A 15,876-nucleotide genomic window follows, 5' to 3' on the forward strand; every position below is an offset into this window, starting at 1 on the left:
CTCGGTGGGGAGCTGGGTCGAGTAGGGGCGGATTTTGCGGGCATATGGGCGGGGTCTCCGGGCGCCGCTCGCGGGGTGGGCGTTCGGACGGATGGGGGGAGTGGGGGATATGGATACCGGGGTTGCCGCGGCGGCCGCTGTGCATGCGCTGGTGGAACGGCGGGAGACGTTGGCGGTGGCGGAGTCGCTGACCGGGGGGTTGCTGGCGGCTACGGTCGTGGAGATTCCGGGGGTCAGTTCGGTGTTCCGGGGCGGGATGGTCGTGTATGCGACCGATCTGAAGCACTCGCTTGCCGGCGTACCGGAGGATCTGCTTTCGGAGCGGGGGCCGGTCGATCCCGATGTGGCCAAGTCGCTCGCGGAGGGTGTCCGGAGTCGGTGCGGGGCCGACTGGGGGCTTGCCACCACGGGGGTCGCCGGGCCCGAGCCGCAGGACGGCAAGCCGGTCGGGATGGTGTTCGTGGCGGTGGCGGGGCCCGCGCGGACCATCGTGCAGGAGCTCAAACTCGCCGGGTCGCGGGAGGATATCCGACACGAGACGATGGTGGCCGCACTTGCCCTCCTCGTCGATGAGCTGCGTGGTTCCGGGGTCGGCTGAGGGTGGCGTTCCGGATGCGTGAGCCGCTTCGCCGGTGCGTGAGCTGGGCGAACCGTGGCGGGGGAACATCCGGTGGGGGAACGGCGTTCCGGATACGCGGCGATCGCCGTGACAGGCCCGCGGGCAGCGGTGGTTCCCGGGCGTCCCGGAATTCGGCGGGGCGGGATGTCGGTGTGGCCCGCAGCGGGTACGGTTGCGGGAAGCCTCCGGCGGCTGCCGGCGGCCCCGCCGCAGGAGGAGGTGCCATGGTCCTGCTACGCCGGGTTATCGGTGACGCACTTCGGGCGCGTCGGCAGGGACAGCACCGCACGCTGCGTGAGGTGTCGACCGCCGCCAACGTCAGCCTGGGGTATCTCTCCGAGATCGAACGTGGCCAGAAGGAAGCGTCGAGCGAGCTGCTCGCCGCGATCTGCGAGGCCCTGGGCGCCCGCCTGTCCGAGGTGCTCGGCGAGGTGAGCGACACGCTCGCGCTCGCGGAGGGCATGGACGGCGTGCTGGTCCCCGTGGAGACCGCGCCCACCCAGTCGACCGGCTCGAATGCCGCGGAGACGCCCGTCAAGGCCGCCGCGGCCGCGAAGATGGCGTCCGCCGCCGGGAAGATCGCCCAGCGTGCGTCCGGCGCCGGGAAGATCGCTCAGCCTTCGACCGTGATCGCGCAGCCCGCCACCGCGGGCGCGATCGCTCAGCCCGCCACCACGGGCAAGATAGGCCAGCCTGCGCCGGCCGGCGCGAAGATGGCCCAGCAGGTGACGACCGACGGCACCGTGTCGGTCTCGGTCCGCCAGGACACACCGCTCAAGGCCACCCTCCGCACCCGCCGCAAGCGCGACCGCGACGTGGTGTACGCCGCCTGATCGTCGGCCGGCTTTCCTCCGGGGGCGGGGGTGGGCCGGCTCCGTACCCGTAGCGGGCCGGGGCAGCTCCTCGATGTGGGCTGCCCGTGGCCGGCTGCGGGTTTTCGCGTCCTGGCGGGTTCGGCGCGGGCTCTCGCGTCCTGGTGGGCCTGGCGCGACGTGGGCCTGGCGCGACGTGGGCCTGGCGCGACGTCGATTCGCTGCGGGCGTTCCCATCGGGGGCATTCGGCCCTCGTGGGCGTCTTCGTCCGTCCTAGCGGCTTTCACTTGTTCTGGGCGTTCGTCTGGTCCTGGCGGCTTTCGCTTGGTCTTGGCGGCCTTCGCCTGGTCCTGGCGCGGCCTTCCCCGGCGTGCTCGGCTGCTCCCGGTCCGCCGGCCTGCCGGGACGGTCGGCGGGCGTGAGCGCTGTGGCGTCGCCGGAAAGCCGATCGGCGCGTAGCCTCGACGTGGGGGATCCCCCAGTTCACCCTGAGATCCCCCCGAGGTCACGTGACGCCGGTGGCGAAGAGCTGACACGATGGACCCCGCGCCATCGTGAAGACCCCTCGGGCCCGCGTCGGTGGCGCGTCCGATGCAGCGACATTGAGGGGATACCGCGGATATGGCGAACCCGTTCGTCAAGGGCTGGCGTTACATGATGGCGCTCTTCGGCGCCAAAATCGACGAGTACGCGGACCCGAAGGTGCAGATCCAGCAGGCCATCGAGGACGCCCAGCGGCAGCACCAGGCCCTTGTGCAGCAGGCCGCGGCCGTGATCGGCAACCAGCGGCAGCTCGAGATGAAGCTGTCGCGGCAGATGTCCGAGGTCGAGAAGCTCCAGGGCATGGCCCGGCAGGCGCTCGTCCTGGCCGACCGCGCCCGGGCCGGCGGCGACGAGGCCGAGGCCCAGAAGTACGAGTCGACCGCGCAGACGCTCGCCACCCAGCTCGTCTCGGGCGAGCAGTCGATGGAGGACCTGAAGACCCTCCACGACCAGGCGCTCGGAGCCGCGGGACAGGCCCGCAAGGCCGTCGAGAACAACGCGATGGTGCTCCAGCAGCGCATCGCCGAGCGTTCGCGGCTGCTCAGCCAGCTCGAGCAGGCCAAGATGCAGGAGACCGTCGCCAAGTCGCTCGAGTCGATGTCGTCACTCGCCGCGCCGGGCAACACGCCGTCGCTGGACGAGGTCCGCGACAAGATCGAGCAGCGGTACGCGAACGCCATGGGCCGCGCGGAGCTCGCCTCCAACTCGGTCGAGGGCCGCATGCTCGAGGTTCAGAAGTCGAGCCTCGATCTGGCGGGCTCGTCGCGCCTCGAGCAGATCCGGGCCAGCATGGCCGGCGAGAAGCTCGGCAGCGCCCCCGCCCAGCCGGCGGTCGAGCAGGCCCCCGCGGCCGACCCGGCCTCGGTCGCCCGGCTCGACGAGATCCGGGCCAGCATGAACAGCAAGCGCGGAGACACCACAGCGGCAGGCTGAACCGCGACCAGCGGCGCTCCGGCCCGGTCCCACCGCCGGGCCGGGTGATGCGGCGGACGGTTCGGTCACGGCCGGGCCGGGTGATGCGGCGGACGGTTCGGTCACGGCCGGGCCGGGTGATGCGGCGGACGGTTCGGTCACGGCCCGGACGGCGACGCGGCGGACGGTGGTTCGGGCCGGGTTGCGGCCGGAGCCGGTTCGCGTGATCGGACGAGGGGAGCGGACGGTGGACGAGAGGACCAGGTACTTCCGGCGGCTCAAGCGCCTGCGCGGCTCGGCGCGGCGGTGGAGTGTCATCGGGGGTGGGCTCACCGCGGCGACCGCTGTGCTGACGCCGTACGCGGGTATCGGGGTTGCCGATGCTGTCTGGGCCGCCTCGGCCGGAGCGTCCGTCGCCCTCGCGTGGTGGCGGTGGAGCGACCACCGCGAGCTGGCCGCCATCCCCGCCCCGCCGGCACCACCGCCCGCCCTCCCGGGCCAGCGCCTGGTCGCCGCGGTCGAACGCTTCCCGGCCGGCCGCCAGGTGATCGAGGAGGTACGCCGCCAGCGCAACCGGTACGCCGTCCGCGGCTCCGCCGTCGCCCAGGCCTGGGACCGGCTCGACCGCGCCTCGACCACCCTCACCGGGCTCACGGGGCGGCTGACCGGCCCCGGCGAGGGCGCCGTGCTGGAGGCGGCGGTGGCCGAGCAGTGGCTCCGCGACCTCGGCCAGCGCGTCGCCAGCGTCGAGCGGGCCATCCCCCTGACCCAGCCCGACCGGCGCGCCACGCTGGAGCAGTCGCACGACAGCCTCGCCAAGCAGTTCACCGAAGGCGTGTCGGCGTACGAGCGCCTGGTCGCGGCGGCGGCGAGCTATGTGGCCGAGGACGGGCACCCGGTCAGCGGCCAGCACCCGGCCCTGACCAGCCTCATCGACGCGACGGACCGGCTGCGCGGGATGGCCGAGGGGTTGTCCGAGCTGAAACGCCCGTCGACCCCGGCCGCCTGAGCCGGGACCATTGAGCCCTGACGGCCTGACCGGCGCCGGCAGGAAGCGCTGCGGCGAGCGCCGGCCAGCCCGCGCCGGAGCGGGTCAGGGTTTGGGCTGGCAGCGGGGACACCAGTAGGTGACCCGGTCGTCCTGGTCCGCCTTCTGGATGGCGGCTCCGCAGCGGCGGCAGGGTTGTGCTCTGCGGCCGTACACGTAGCTGGTCTGGCCTCTGCGCAGTGAGCCCGTTGTCGTCTGCGTCCAGCGGCCGCGGTTGGACGCCACGAGTTTCTGGGCGAGGGTGACGGTTCCGGCCAGGTCCGGCACGTCCGCGACCGGGATCCACGGCCACAGGCCGCGCAGGAACAGGGTTTCCGCCTTGTAGAGGTTGCCGACGCCGGCGAGGTTGCGCTGGTCGAGGAGGGCCTCGGCGATGCTGGCCGTGGGTGTGGCCGCGATGCGGCGGACGGCCTCCGCCGGGTCCCAGTCGTCGCCCAGCAGGTCCGGGCCGAGGTGGCCGACGAGGGAGCTCTCGTCGGCGGTGGGGACGAGCGTCACCTCGTGGAGGTGGTAGCCGACGGCCACCGATCGCTTCGTGCGCAGGACCACCCGGATGAGGTGGGCCGGGCGGCCCGCCCAGCGTTCGCCCGGGGTGTACGCGCGCCAGGCGCCGTCCATGCGCAGATGCGAGTGCAGGGTCATGGCGCGGTCGTCGCGGGTCAGCCGGAGCAGCAGGTGCTTGCCGCGGCTGGCCGACTCGGCGACCGTCCAGCCGGCCAGGTCGGTGGTGGCGAACCGGGGCACCCGGAAGTCGGAGCCGGTGAGGACGTCGCCGGCGAGGGCGCGTTCGAGGACGCGGGCGGTGTTCCAGACGGTGTCACCCTCGGGCATGCCTCCATCCTGCCCCCAGCGGACCAGGCCAACCGCGGGACCTCTACCGCTCCGACACCCGCAGGAGGTCGCCGGGGCGTACGGACAGGACCACGACCGCGCGGCCACCGTTGACGGCGATCGCCACGCGGCCGGCGGAGTCCTCGTACACGATCAGCTCTCCCGGGCCCGCGTCGCCGAACGTCTGGGCGCGGCGGGCCTTGACGCCGCCCACGACGAGTTCCGGGCCGAGGCCGCTGAGCATGGCGCCGCCGGCCGCGAGCTGCACGTTGCCGAACCGGTCGACCGTGACCACCTCGGCCTCGATCCAGCCGTCGCCGACCGCCACGACGGGGTCGGGGAGGCGTACCACCGACTTCGGGTCGATGGCCGGGCCGGCGTCGGACAGGGGCGCGCCGAGCGCGATGCGGGCCGCCACCGGCGAGAAGACGTCCCGGCCGTGGAACGTGCGCGACACGTCGCCCAGGAACCAGTCCTGGTTGGTGAGTTCGACCACGGTGTCGAGGCCGCCGAGCGCCTCGGCCGCCCACACGAGCAGGCCGTTGTCCGGCCCGACGAGCACGCCGTTGGGCGTCCCGACGGCGATGCCGCGCCGCTCGGTGCCGACACCCGGGTCGACCACGGCGACGTGCACCGACGACGGCAGATGCGGCGCCGTCTGCGCCAGGACGGCGGCACCGCGGGCGACGTCGGCCGGCGGCACGTGGTGGGTGACGTCGATGACACGTACGGCGGGAGCAACGCGCGCGATCACCCCGTGGCAGGCGGCGACAAAACCGTCGAACGTGCCGTAGTCGGTGGTGAGGCTGATCCATCCATAGGTGCCCATGGGGAGTTAGGTTACTGCCCCGGCACGCTCTGTGTGCGGCACGTCCCACGGGCGCGTCGCCGGGTCTGGCAGGGTTGATCCATGCGCCTCGTCATCTTCACCGAACCCCAGCAGGGTGCCTCCTACGCGGACCTGCTCCGGGTGGCCCGGCTCGCCGAGGAGGCCGGGTACGACGGCTTCTTCCGCTCCGACCACTACCACGCGATGGGCGGCGACGGGCTGCCCGGCCCCACCGACGCTTGGGTCACCCTGGCCGGCCTCGCCGTGCAGACCTCCCGCCTCCGGCTCGGCACCCTGGTCACCTCGGCCACGTTCCGGCTCCCCGGACCGCTGGCGATCAGCGTGGCCCAGGTCGACGCGATGAGCGGCGGCCGGATCGAGCTGGGCCTCGGCGGAGGCTGGTTCGAGGCCGAGCACACCGGCTACGGCATCCCGTTCCCGCCGCTCGGCGAGCGCTTCGACCGGCTCGAGGAGCAACTGGAGATCGTCACCGGGCTGTGGACCACCCCGCAGGGCGACAAGTACAGCTTCGACGGCAAGCACTACCAGATCGTCGACTCGCCGGCGCTGCCGAAGCCGCAGCAGTCGCCCCGGCCGCCGATCATCGTCGGCGGCGGCGGCAAGAAGCGCACCCCGGCGCTGGCGGCCCGGTACGCGGACGAGTTCAACGCCCCGTTCGCCAAGCTCGAGGACCTGCCGGCCATGTACGACCGGGTCCGGGACGCGGCCCGGGAGGCCGGCCGCGAGACGCCCCCGGCCCTCTCCGCGGCGGCGGTCCTCTGCGTGGGCCGCGACGACGCCGAGGTGGCCCGGCGTGCCGCGGCGATCGGCCGCGACGTCGACGAGATGCGCGGCAACGGCGGGGTCGTCGGCACCCCGGACCAGGCCGTCGACATCCTCGGCCGGTACGCCGAAGCCGGCGCCACCCGCCTGTACCTGCAGACGCTCGATCTCAGTGACCTCGCCCACGTCGAGCTGGTGGCCGAGGCGGTCGCACCGCAACTCAGCTGACCAGCAGTTCCTGCTCATACCGGTCCCGTCCGGATACTCAACCTGGCCGGGGCCGGTATGTCGGGGTTGGTGGAGATGACGGGGTAGATCGTAAAGTCACCAACCGTGGAGATTGTCACCGCACGGCTGACTTTGCGCCGACCGGTCCCGAGCGACATCGACGCGATCTACGAGCTCCACCACAACCCGGACGCCTGCCACCACAACCCATCGGACCTGCTCGCCACCCGTACGGACGCCAAGACCGTCTACACCCGCTGGGACGACCACTGGCGCCGGCACGGCTTCGGTTACTGGGTGGTGGCGGGACGCGACGACGCCGCGGCGACGGCCGGCTTCTGCGGCCTCAAGTTCGTGCGGTTCCGCGATCGCGAAGTCCTCAACCTGTTCTACCGCCTGGACCCCGCGGTCTGGGGCAGCGGCCTGGGCACCGAGGCGGCTACGGCGGTGGTGAGCTGGGCAGGCGAGCGCCTGCCGGAATGGCCGATCCTGGCCCGGGTACGCCCGGGAAACGTCGCGTCGCAGAGGGTCGCGTCGCGCGCGGGGCTGAGCCGGTCGGAGGAGCTCGACGAGCCGGGTGAGGACGGGCTCGACTGGATGTACACGCTGCGCTGGGATGGCCGGGGGCAGGCGTGAGGCAGGCGGCGTAGAGGCACGGAGAACCGCGGCCAGGCAGGCGGCGAGCGGCGAGTCGCCGCCGGCGCGGCGGGCGGCAACGGCGGCGGTGCGGGCGGCAACGGCGGCGGTGCGGGCGGCAACGGCGGCATGGCGGTGCGGCGGCGCGGCGGGCGGCATGCCGGGCGGTGCGGCGGCGGGCGGCACGGCTGCGGGCGGCTGCGGGCGGCACGGCTCCGGGCGGTGGCGGTGTGGTGCGGTGGGCGGCTGCGGGCTGCGGCGGTGCGGCTGCGGCGGTGCGGCTGCGGCGGTGCGGCTGCGGCGGTGCGGCTGCGGCGGTGCGGCTGCGGGCGGTGGCGAGTGGCACGGCGGCGGCACGGCTAAGGGCGGGGGCTGCGGGCGGTGCGGCTGCGAGCGGTGCGGCGGCACGGCTAAGGGCGGGGGCGGTGCGGCAGCGGGCGGCCAGCGGAAACGACCGCGTGAGCGGCCGCCCCGCTGAGGCGCGCGAGGGAGGCGCCGCCACGCCGAGGCTGGCGAGCCGAGGGCCGCCACCCCGAGGGGCGGTCGTCAGCCGCGCAGGCGCAGACCGCGGGGTGTGGCGCGGAAGCCCGCCGTCGTCAGGGCGTCGCGGAGGGGGGAGGAGTGCACCGATTCGCCGTCTGCTCGTTCCACCGACATGGCGCCGAGGGCTCCGGAGCGGACCGAGGCCGCCAGGGCCTGGCCTGCTGCCAGGAGGGATTCGGGGTCGTCGGTGAAGGAGAGGAGGGTGCGGCCGCCGCGTTCCACGTAGAGGATGAGGTCGCCGGCGACGAGGACCACCAGGGCTCCCGCCTTGCGGCCCGCTCGGTGGCCGGCGGCCGGGGTGGTTTCGCCGTTGCCGCTGTCGACGACGCGGTCGGGCCAGGGGAGGGCGGCGCCGTACGGGTTGGCCGGGTCGGTGGCGGCCAGGACCACGGCCGTGGTGCCGGTGCGCTTGGCGAGCTCGGCCGGCTCGGAGAGGGCCCGGAGGCGGTCGACCGCGCCGGGGACCGCGAACTGGGCCGCCCCGAGGCCCTCGACGAAGTAGCCGCGGCGGGCGGCGCCGCGTTCCTCCAGGGCGCCGAGGACGGGGTAGACGGCCGCGAAGCCGCCCGTGACGCCCTCGGCCATGACGGCGCCGCGGGTGACCACGCCGTGGCGTTCGAGGAGGAGGTCGGCGAGGGCGGCGGCGCGGCGGGTGGGGTCGAGGTCGCGGTCGGGGAGGCGGGACCAGCGGCCCGCCATCACCGGGGGGCCGCTGCGGGAGGGCATGGTGGGGCGTCCCGGGCGGCGGTAGCGGGTGCGGGCCGGTGCGGCCTTGGCGCGGTGGGCGCCGCTGCCGCCGAGGAGGGCCCGCAGCGGCGCCAGGGTGTCGTTGGTGAGCCGGCCGGCCCAGACGAGGTCCCACACCGCCGCGGCCAGGGCGGTGTCGTCGGTGGAGCCCACCCGGTCGGAGAGGGAGCGGAAGAACAGCGCCTGCCCGTCGCCGAGGGCGTCGAGGATCGCCCGGTGCAGCGGGGTCGTCGCCAGGTCGTCGTCCGGCGGCGGAAGCAGCAGCGGGGCGCTGTCCGCGTAGGCCAGGGTGACCCAGCCGTCGCCGCCGGGGATGCTGCCGGAGCCGGCCCAGAGCACGTCGCCGCCGGCGCAGAGCTCGTCGAGCTGCGGGGGCGCGTAGTCGGCGACGCGGGCGGGCAGGATCAGGCGCTCCCACGCGGAGGCGGGCGCCGCGATGCCCTGGAGCTGCTCGAGGGAGGCGGCCAGCGCGTCGACGCCCCGGGAGTTGCCGCCGATCTGGTGCCAGCGGGGCAGGAACGCGGCCAGCACGCGCGGGGCCACCGGCTCGATCTCGCGGCGGAGCGCGGCCAGGGACCGGCGGCGGAGCAGCCGCAGCACCTCGGCGTCGCACCACTCGGAGCCGGCGCCGCCCGGGGAGAACTCGCCGGCGACCACCCGGCCGGTGGCGCTGAGCCGCTTGAGGGCCTGCTCGACGACGAAGACGCCGAGGCCGAAGCGGGCCGCGCAGGTGGCCGCCGCGAACGGGCCGTGGGTGCGGGCATAACGGGCGACGAGGTCGCCGAGCGGGTCGGCGACGGGTTCGAGGTACGCCTCCGCGACGCCGACCGGCAGCGCCACGCCGAGCGCGTCGCGGTAGCGGCCCGCGTCCTCGACGCCGATCCAGCGCTCCTCGCCCGCGATGCGCACCCGGATGGCGCGCCGGAACGCGGCGAGCTGGTCGAGCCAGGCGAGGTCGACCGAGCGGGCGGTCAGCTCGGCCGGGGACAGGTCGCCGAGCAGGCGCAGCATCTCGGCCGCGTCCTCGGCGTCGCGCGGGGTGCGCTGCGTGGTCAGCCACTGCAGCTGGCTCTCGCTCTCGGTGACCACCACCGGATCCAGCAGCTCGCGCAGGTCGACGCGGCCGAGCAGCTCGCCGAGCAGGGTGGAGTCGAGGGCCAGCGCGGCGGCCCGGCGCTCGGCCAGGGGCGCGTCGCCCTCGTAGAGGAACGCGCCGACGTACCCGAAGAGCAGCGAGCGGGCGAACGGCGACGGGCGCGGCGTCTCGGCCTCCACCAGGCGCACCTTGCGGCCCGCGATCTCGCGCATCAGGCCGACGAGGCCGGGCACGTCGAAGACGTCCTGGAGGCACTCGCGGGCCGCCTCCAGCGTCACCGGGAAGTCGGCGAACTCGCGCGCCACGTCGAGGAGCTGGGCCGAGCGCTGGCGCTGCTGCCAGAGCGGCTGCCGGCGGCGCGGGTCGCGGCGGGGCAGCAGGAGCGACCGGGCGGCGCACTCGCGGAAGCGGGAGGCGAACAGCGCGGAGGTGCCGACCGACTCCTCGACGAGCTGGGTGATCTCCTCGGGGTCGAAGGCGACCAGCTCGGCACCCGGCGGCTCCTCGGCGGTGTCGGGCAGGCGCACCACGATGCCGTCGTCGGACGGCATGACCTGGCCGTCGACGCCGTAGCGCTCGGTGAGGCGGCGGGCGATGGCGAGGGCCCAGGGCGCGTTGACCCGGGCCCCGAGGACGCAGTGCACGGTCATCCGCCAGTCGCCCAGCTCGTCGCGGAAGCGCTCGACCACGACCGTCCGGTCGTCCGGCAGGTTGCGGGTCGCCTCGCGCTGCTCGCGCAGATAGGCGACGAGGTTGTTCGCGGCCCACTCGTCGAGGCCGGAGTCGCGCAGCGAGGAGACGGCGGTGTCGTCGCCGGCCCGGGTGAGGCCCCGCAGCCGGGCGCCGATGGCCCGGCCCAGCTCGACCGGGCGCCCCAGGGCGTCGCCCTTCCAGAACGGCATGCGCGCGGGCGCGCCGGGCGCCGGCGAGACCAGGACGCGGTCGGGGGTGATGTCCTCGATGCGCCACGACGTCGAACCCAGCAGGAACACGTCGCCGACCCGGGACTCGTAGACCATCTCCTCGTCGAGCTCGCCGACGCGGGACGCGCGCTCGGAGCCGGCCAGGAAGACGCCGAACATGCCGCGGTCGGGGATGGTGCCGCCGCTGGTGACGGCGAGCCGCTGGGCGCCGGGACGGCCGGTGAGCGTGCCGGTCGTCCGGTCCCACACCAGCCGGGGGCGCAGCTCGGCGAACGCGGTGGACGGGTAGCGCCCGGAGAGCATGTCCAGCACGGCGTGCAGGGCGGAATCGGGCAGCTCGGCATAGGGCGCGGCGCGGCGGACCAGCGCGGCGAGGTCGTCGAGGTGCCATTCGTCGAGCGCCACCATCGCGACGACCTGCTGGGCGAGCACGTCGAGCGGGTTGCGCAGGTAGCGCAGCTCCTCGATGGCGCCCTCGCCCATGCGCTCGGCGACGACCGCGCAGGAGACCAGGTCGCCGCGGTGCTTCGGGAAGACGACACCGCGGGAGATCGCGCCGACCTGGTGGCCGGCGCGGCCGATGCGCTGCAGCCCGGCGGAGACCGAGGGCGGCGCCTCGATCTGCACCACCAGGTCGACGGCGCCCATGTCGATGCCGAGCTCGAGGCTGGAGGTGGCGACCACCGCGGGCAGCTGCCCCGACTTGAGCGCCTCCTCGATCTGCTTACGTTCCTCGCGGGACACGCTGCCGTGGTGCGCGCGGGCGATCACCGGCGGGGCGCCGCCGGCCTCGCCGGACTGCGCCATGACCTGCGCCGGCGGGTGGGTCGCGGTGGCCGGCTCGCCGCCGGCGCGTTCCAGGGCGAGCTCGTTGATCCGGGCGCAGAGCCGCTCGGCACCGCGCCGGGAATTGGTGAACACGATGGTCGAGCGGTGCTCCTGGATGAGGTCGAGCACGCGCTCCTCGACGGCCGGCCAGATCGACGGCGAGTGCCGCCCGGCGCCGGGGTCGTCCGCGTCGGTGTCGGGCACCTCGTCGAGGCGGGTCATGTCCTCGACCGGCACCTGCACCGAGACCTCGATGGTCTTGGCGCTGCGGGGCTGGACGATCTCGACGTCGTGGCCGCCGCCGAGGAAGCGGGCGGTGTCCTCGATCGGTCGCACGGTCGCCGACAGGCCGACGCGCTGCGCGGGCCGGGCCAGCAGGCCGTCGAGCCGCTCCAGCGACAGCGCCAGGTGCGCGCCGCGCTTGGTGGCGGCGACCGCGTGCACCTCGTCGATGATCACCGTCTCGACGCCGCGCAGCGATTCCCGGGCGGCGGAGGTCAGCAGCAGGAACAGCGACTCGGGGGTGGTGATGAGGATGTCCGGCGGGGTCCGCGCGAAGCTCCGCCGCTCGTCGGCCGGCGTGTCGCCGGTGCGCATGCCGACGGTGATGTCCGGCGGCGGCACTCCGAGCCGGCCCGAGGCCTGGCGGATGCCGGTGAGCGGGGCCCGCAGGTTGCGCTCGACGTCGACCGCGAGCGCCTTGAGCGGGCTGATGTAGAGGACCCGGCAGCGGCGCTTGGGGTCGGCGGGCGCCGCCTCATGGGCCAGCCGGTCGAGGGACCAGAGGAACGCCGCGAGCGTCTTGCCGGAGCCGGTCGGGGCGACCACGAGCGCGTTGCGCCCGGCCCCGATGGCCCGCCACGCGCCGGCCTGGGCGGCCGTGGGCGCGGCGAAGGCGGCCTTGAACCACTCCCTGGTGGCCAGGCCGAACTGCTCCAGCACGTCTTGCACGCTCACCATGGTGCCCCGCGGGTATGACAAAAATGCGGAGAGGCCGGACCGGACGGACCATGGTGCGGATCTGGTGACGTACGGCACATTGATGCCTGCCACCGAGGTTCGACCGACCACTGGAGGCCCCGTGACCCGCATCGCCGCCGCGCTCGCCGTGCTGGCCGCATTGATCCTGCCCGCGACGCCGGCCCGGGGCGCGGGCGCCGGATACGTCCGTCTCGCGCACCTCTCGCCGGACACCCCGGCGGTCGACGTCTACCTCAAGAGCGCGAACGGCGCGGTCAAGGACCAGAAATTCAACGGTGTCGCGTACGGTGCCATGTCCGGTTACCTGCGGCTGCCCACCGGCGCGTACTCGGTGGCCATGCGCAGGGCGGGCGCCGCCGCGAGCACGCCGCCGGTGCTCACCACGCAGGTCACGGTCGACGACGGCGCGGCGTACACGGTCGCGGGCGTGGGCCGTTACGCCGACCTGGGACTGCGGGTGCTCAAGGACGACCTCCGGCTCCCGGCCGCGGACGAATCCAAGATCAGGATCATTCAGGCTTCCGTACGCGCACCCGTGCTCGACGTCGGCGGCGCCAACGGCCGGAGCATCGCGGACGGCGTCGCCTTCGCCACCACCACGGCGTACCGGCAGGTGAGCCCCGGCAGGTGGACCGTGCGGGTGCGGCCCAGCGGCGGCGGCGAGACCAGCGACCTGCCCTGCACGCTCGGGGCGGGCAACGTCTACTCCCTGCTCGTGCTGGACGACAAGGGCGGCGGCCTCAGGCCGGAGCTGCACATCGACGCGGCACGGCAGGGCGGTGTGCCGAAGGGCGGCGTGGCCACCGGCGGCGGTGGCATGAGCAGCGGCGCAAAAAGTGGCGGCGGCGCAAAAAGTGGCGGCGGCGGTGGCATTAGCAGCGGCGTTACAAGTGGCGGCGGTGTCGTGGGTGGCGGCGTTACAAGTGGCGGCGGTGTCATGGGCGGCGGCGTAACAAGGGGCGCGAGTGGCGGGGGAGGCGTTCCGGAGCGTCCGCTGGCGGCGGCGGTGCTGCTCGGCGCCGGGGCGGCGGTGCTGGCCGGCGGTGCGGTGGCCCTCGTCAGGCGGCGCCCCGCAGTGGCGGGTCGCGGGGGCCGGACGCCGGCACCGGGCCGCCCCGGGCGAGGCGGCGCAGCGCGGAAGGCCGGATGACGGCGCGGCGCGCCCTGCTGCCCGTCGCGGTGGCCGTGGTGACCGGGCTCGTGGTCGCGGCCGGTTACCTGATGACCCACGAGCCGCGGGCCACGGCGGAACCGGGCGGGCCGGGCGGGTCACGGGCGGGAGCCGCCCCGCGGGGCGGGACCGTCGCGCCGGTCGCGTCCGGTGTGCTGGTCGCGCCTGCTGCGGCCGTACCGTCGGATCGGCCGGAAGCGGAAGCGAAGACGGACCCGTTCGGGACCGCTCGGCCCGCCCTCGACGGCCCGCCGACCCGCCTGCGGGTCGCGGCCGCGGGCATCGACACCGCGCTGGAGAAGCTCCATCTCGGCGCCGGCGGCGAACTCGTGCCGCCGGAGGGCGACGACCGGGCCGGCTGGTACGCGGACGGCACCGCACCCGGCGACGTCGGCCCCGCGGTCCTCGCCGGTCACGTCGACTCCCGCAGCGGCCCGGCGGTGTTCTACCGGCTGCGCGAGCTCGGCGCCGGCGACCGGATCGAGGTGACCCGCGGCGGCCGGAGGATCACCTTCACCGTCACCTCGACGGCCTGGTACCCGAAGAAGGCGTTCCCCACCGCCCGTGTGTACGGCCCCACCCCCGACCCGCAGCTGCGGCTCATCACCTGCGGCGGGGTGTTCGACCGGAGCCTGCGGTCCTACCGGGACAACCTGGTGGTCTACGCGGTGGCCGGGTGATCGTGGTATGCGGCCCCTGAGCAGGGCGACTATCGTGACGACGAGGCGATGAGGCGGTGCGGATGGCGGTCAGGCGGATGATCATCGCCAGTCGGTACCGGCTGCACGAGCCGGTCGGCACCGGCGGCATGGGACGGGTGTGGCTGGCCCGCGACGAGATGCTCGACCGGGACGTCGCGGTGAAGGAGTTCGTCCCGCCGGACTGGATGACCGACGACGAACAGGCCCGGCTGCGCACCCGGACGCTGCGCGAGGCGCGGAGCGCGGCCCGGATCGACCACCCGCACGTGGTCAAGATCTACGACGTGGTGCACGCCGGGGACCTGCCGTGGATCGTGATGGAGTACGTGCCGTCGCGCTCGCTGCACGAGGTGATCGCCGAGGAGGGGCCGTACCCGCCGGCGGAGGCCGCCCGGATCGGCCTCGACGTGCTGGAGGCGATCACCGCCGCGCACCGCGCCGGGGTGCTGCACCGCGACATCAAGCCGCACAACGTGCTGATCGGGGCCGGCGGCCGGGTGGTGCTCACCGACTTCGGCCTGGCCACGTTCGTCGACGACGGCTCGGTGACCGGTCCCGGCCTGGTCGTCGGCTCCCCGCAGTACGTCTCGCCGGAGCGCGCCCGGGACGGCGCCTCCACCGTCGAGTCGGACCTGTGGTCGTTCGGGGCGACCCTGTACGCGGCTGTCGAGGGCCGCGCGCCGTTTGCCCGGGAGAACGCCATGGCGACCCTGATGGCGCTGGCCACCGACGAGCCGGATCCGCCCGAGCTGGCCGGCCCGCTGGCCCCGGTGCTGCTGGGCCTGCTGCGGCGGGAGCCGGCCGAGCGCCTCACCGCGGCGGAGGCGGCCGAGCGGCTGCGGGCCGTGATCGCGGGCGCGCAGCGGCAGGTCGTGATCGCGGTCGCGGAGCGGCACCCGGTCATCCCGGCGCCGCGGAAGTCCACCGAGAACTTCCCTCCCGTGCCCCGCGCCCGGCTGGTCGTCGCCGGTGTGGTCGCCGCCGCGCTGCTCGGGTTGGGCGCGGTCGCCGCCGGCCTCAGCGCCCTCGACGGCGACCGGGCGTCCGCGCCGGTCGCCATGGGCAGCGCCGCCCCGTCCTCCGGAACGGGCGGGAGCGGCGGTGGCTTCAGCCCGGCCGGCTGCCTCGGCCGGCCGTCCGCCGTGCTGCCCCGCACGCCGCAGCCCGGCGCGGCCCGGCTGCGCGACGGGTGGGCGCTCTACCGCGGCTGGTCCTACTTCAGCCAGGACGATTTCCACATCGCGGTGCCGGACGGATGGACGTACGAAAGGGTCGGCACGACGCTCTGCTTCCGCGATCCCCGCAACCTGCGGGTGCTCAGCATCGACCCCGAGCGCCGCGCCGTGGGCGACCCGGTCACGGCCTGCCAGGACGAGGCGGCCCGGCTCCGGGCGGCGGGTGGCCTGCCCGCCTATCAGCAGTACGCGATCAGGAAGGTCCCGGCGGTCACCCGCGCGGCCGACTGGGAGTACGCGTTCGACGGCCCGGCCGGCGAGCGCATGCACGCGATGACGAGATGGATCGCCTCCGGCGGCAAGGCGTACGCGTTCGGCCTGATGACCCGCGACCTGGACTGGCCGGCCAACTTCGCCACCTGGGGCATGATCGTCAGCACCTTCGCGACCGACGCGTAGAAATATGGCC

12 protein-coding genes are annotated in these 15,876 nt (G+C 74.7%); 9 read left to right on the forward strand and 3 right to left on the reverse strand.

The window, feature by feature from the left end; all coding sequences use genetic code 11:
• The first annotated feature begins 109 nt into the window (after positions 1 to 109).
• From CLV70_RS25180 to pspM, 4 genes are all read left to right on the forward strand, one after another.
• Entirely contained in the window at positions 110 to 598 is a 489-nt protein-coding gene (locus CLV70_RS25180; RefSeq protein WP_106129260.1) for a CinA family protein, read from the forward strand.
• A gap of 245 nt (positions 599 to 843) precedes the next feature.
• On the forward strand, positions 844 to 1,452 hold the full coding sequence (locus tag CLV70_RS25185) for a helix-turn-helix domain-containing protein (protein ID WP_106129081.1): 609 nt from the start codon (positions 844 to 846) through the stop codon (positions 1,450 to 1,452).
• A 601-nt stretch (positions 1,453 to 2,053) separates the two neighbouring features.
• Positions 2,054 to 2,908 carry a PspA/IM30 family protein gene (locus CLV70_RS25190; protein WP_106129082.1) on the forward strand — a complete coding sequence of 285 codons (855 nt, stop codon included), beginning with the start codon at positions 2,054 to 2,056 and terminating at the stop codon, positions 2,906 to 2,908.
• A 226-nt stretch (positions 2,909 to 3,134) separates the two neighbouring features.
• Positions 3,135 to 3,896, forward strand: coding sequence for a phage shock envelope stress response protein PspM (gene pspM, locus CLV70_RS25195; protein ID WP_106129083.1), 762 nt, complete (start codon positions 3,135 to 3,137; stop codon positions 3,894 to 3,896).
• A gap of 84 nt (positions 3,897 to 3,980) precedes the next feature.
• On the opposite strand, the gene CLV70_RS25200 is transcribed toward pspM, so the two are convergent.
• The gene (locus tag CLV70_RS25200) at positions 3,981 to 4,766 is read right to left on the reverse strand and encodes a DNA-formamidopyrimidine glycosylase family protein (RefSeq protein ID WP_106129084.1); all 786 of its coding nucleotides are present in this window, start codon (positions 4,764 to 4,766) and stop codon (positions 3,981 to 3,983) included.
• 43 nt (positions 4,767 to 4,809) lie between these two features.
• Positions 4,810 to 5,595 (reverse strand): SAM hydrolase/SAM-dependent halogenase family protein, encoded by a 786-nt coding sequence (locus tag CLV70_RS25205; RefSeq protein WP_106129085.1) that lies wholly within the window; start codon positions 5,593 to 5,595, stop codon positions 4,810 to 4,812.
• Between the two features lie 81 nt (positions 5,596 to 5,676).
• Between CLV70_RS25205 and CLV70_RS25210 the strand changes: the two genes are divergently transcribed.
• Both CLV70_RS25210 and CLV70_RS25215 read left to right on the forward strand, forming a co-directional pair.
• Entirely contained in the window at positions 5,677 to 6,606 is a 930-nt protein-coding gene (locus CLV70_RS25210; protein ID WP_106129086.1) for an LLM class F420-dependent oxidoreductase, read from the forward strand.
• 105 nt (positions 6,607 to 6,711) lie between these two features.
• Positions 6,712 to 7,242 carry a GNAT family N-acetyltransferase gene (locus tag CLV70_RS25215; RefSeq protein WP_106129087.1) on the forward strand — a complete coding sequence of 177 codons (531 nt, stop codon included), beginning with the start codon at positions 6,712 to 6,714 and terminating at the stop codon, positions 7,240 to 7,242.
• Positions 7,243 to 7,788: 546 nt separating this feature from the next.
• Here CLV70_RS25215 and CLV70_RS25220 read toward each other — a convergent pair.
• Positions 7,789 to 12,339: an ATP-dependent helicase gene (locus CLV70_RS25220; protein WP_106129088.1), complete on the reverse strand. Its 4,551-nt coding sequence runs from the start codon at positions 12,337 to 12,339 to the stop codon at positions 7,789 to 7,791.
• 121 nt (positions 12,340 to 12,460) lie between these two features.
• Here CLV70_RS25220 and CLV70_RS25225 point away from each other — a divergent pair, with 121 nt between their 5' ends.
• From CLV70_RS25225 to CLV70_RS25235, 3 genes are all read left to right on the forward strand, one after another.
• Positions 12,461 to 13,510 (forward strand): DUF4397 domain-containing protein, encoded by a 1,050-nt coding sequence (locus CLV70_RS25225; protein ID WP_245908446.1) that lies wholly within the window; start codon positions 12,461 to 12,463, stop codon positions 13,508 to 13,510.
• Positions 13,507 to 14,211: a class F sortase gene (locus CLV70_RS25230; RefSeq protein ID WP_245908447.1), complete on the forward strand. Its 705-nt coding sequence runs from the start codon at positions 13,507 to 13,509 to the stop codon at positions 14,209 to 14,211. The genes CLV70_RS25225 and CLV70_RS25230 overlap by 4 nt, the downstream gene beginning before the upstream one ends.
• 77 nt (positions 14,212 to 14,288) lie before the next feature.
• A complete protein-coding gene (locus tag CLV70_RS25235; protein WP_245908448.1) occupies positions 14,289 to 15,866 on the forward strand; it encodes a serine/threonine-protein kinase in 1,578 nt (525 codons plus the stop codon).
• Positions 15,867 to 15,876 lie beyond the last annotated feature (10 nt).

This window comes from Pseudosporangium ferrugineum (assembly GCF_003002065.1).
GTDB classification, from domain to species: domain Bacteria; phylum Actinomycetota; class Actinomycetes; order Mycobacteriales; family Micromonosporaceae; genus Actinoplanes; species Actinoplanes ferrugineus_A.

Excerpts from the sequence above, each read along its gene's own strand:
- CLV70_RS25190 (WP_106129082.1), top strand. The coding sequence starts at position 2,054 with ATGGCGAACCCGTTCGTCAAGGGCTGGCGTTACATGATGGCGCTCTTC.
- CLV70_RS25200 (WP_106129084.1), bottom strand. The coding sequence starts at position 4,766 with ATGCCCGAGGGTGACACCGTCTGGAACACCGCCCGCGTCCTCGAACGC.
- CLV70_RS25230 (WP_245908447.1), top strand. The coding sequence starts at position 13,507 with ATGACGGCGCGGCGCGCCCTGCTGCCCGTCGCGGTGGCCGTGGTGACC.
- CLV70_RS25185 (WP_106129081.1), top strand. The coding sequence starts at position 844 with ATGGTCCTGCTACGCCGGGTTATCGGTGACGCACTTCGGGCGCGTCGG.
- CLV70_RS25235 (WP_245908448.1), top strand. The coding sequence starts at position 14,289 with ATGATCATCGCCAGTCGGTACCGGCTGCACGAGCCGGTCGGCACCGGC.
- CLV70_RS25205 (WP_106129085.1), bottom strand. The coding sequence starts at position 5,595 with ATGGGCACCTATGGATGGATCAGCCTCACCACCGACTACGGCACGTTC.
- CLV70_RS25220 (WP_106129088.1), bottom strand. The coding sequence starts at position 12,339 with ATGGTGAGCGTGCAAGACGTGCTGGAGCAGTTCGGCCTGGCCACCAGG.
- CLV70_RS25210 (WP_106129086.1), top strand. The coding sequence starts at position 5,677 with ATGCGCCTCGTCATCTTCACCGAACCCCAGCAGGGTGCCTCCTACGCG.
- CLV70_RS25180 (WP_106129260.1), top strand. The coding sequence starts at position 110 with ATGGATACCGGGGTTGCCGCGGCGGCCGCTGTGCATGCGCTGGTGGAA.